This window comes from Streptomyces sp. NPDC048496 (assembly GCF_043200055.1).
Lineage (GTDB): Bacteria > Actinomycetota > Actinomycetes > Streptomycetales > Streptomycetaceae > Streptomyces.
On the sequence record NZ_JBICXB010000149.1, the window covers coordinates 1 to 1,198 of the forward strand.

Genomic DNA, 1,198 nt, shown 5'->3' on the forward strand with positions numbered 1-1,198 from the left:
GACCGGGGCTCCTTGTGGCGTCCCGCACTCCCGTTCCAGCAGGGTGCCGTCGGGCATCTTGAGCGGGGCAGCGAGCCACCTCCGCACATACAGCTTCACCCAAACGGCGTCGGTGTGCGCTTCCACCGCCTTGACCAGGAGGTCCCAGGGCACACTGTCGAAGAACCGGGAGATGTCGAACTCGACTACCCAGTCCCGTTTCCAGCTGCGTTCCCGACACTTCTCCACGGCGTCCAAGGCGGACCGTCCGGGCCGGTATCCGAAGCTGTCCGGATGGAAAATAGGATCCACCCTCCGCACCAGATGCCGGGCTACGACGGTCTGAGCCACACGATCAGCGACGGCAGGAATCCCGAGGATTCTCTCGCCGCCTCCATGTGGCTTGGGAATGGTCACCGCACGCACCGGTGGAGGAAAGTAGGAGCCCGACGACATCCGGTTCCAGACCTTGTAGAGGTTGTTCTTCAGGTCTTTCTCGAAGTCGGCGATGCTCTGCCCGTCCACTCCCGGTGCCCCCTTGTTAGCCCTGACTTCCTCCCATGCTTCCTTGACTTCCCACTTAGAAATATCAAACGGCTTGGCCTGTGACTTCAACTGGCTCACCGAACTCCTCCCGGACACCGTCCGGTTGATGCGATCAACTCAGTCACGGACGACCCGGCCCCTTCGCTCCACCCCCGTTACAGGGGCTTCTCCACTACTACGAACCGGTCCGCCGGCGCGTCCCGCATCGGTACTCGGCCCCTTCACGGCACAACCGCTCGGGGTGCTCCCTCTCGCCCGCCCCTACCAGGACGGGCTGTATCGGTACGCGCCTTCTCCTGTTCCACATGACCGCAGCAGATCAGGTTCACGTCGTCTCCATGCCGGACACCGCCTGGCCAGTCGACGGGCTCCCGCCAGGCTTATCCCGGGACGGTTCCAAGCTCCCCGGTTTTGATGTCGTCGGAATCTTTTCGACACGTCAGCAACGATTCACTTGCGTTCGTCTCCCTGATCCCCACCTGACGCCTCTTGGGCGCCTTTTCCTCATCGCTCACCACGACAGTCTTCGGCTAACGCGGCATGAGGCGGTTTGAAGCCTCCCCCCGCAGGGCGACTTCGAAGGGCCAATCCTTCATCGGTCACGCAGCACTGCTTCAAGCAATTCGTCCTACATCGAATTCCCCTCTGCATTCAGGACACACTGGAACAAAAT

General features: G+C 61.8%; 1 protein-coding gene. It reads right to left on the bottom strand.

Annotated features, from left to right (window positions below; genetic code table 11):
* A partial coding sequence (locus ACGFSA_RS35250) for a reverse transcriptase domain-containing protein (RefSeq protein WP_393310283.1) occupies window positions 1-603 on the bottom strand: 603 nt, incomplete at its 3' end.
* Window positions 604-1,198 lie beyond the last annotated feature (595 nt).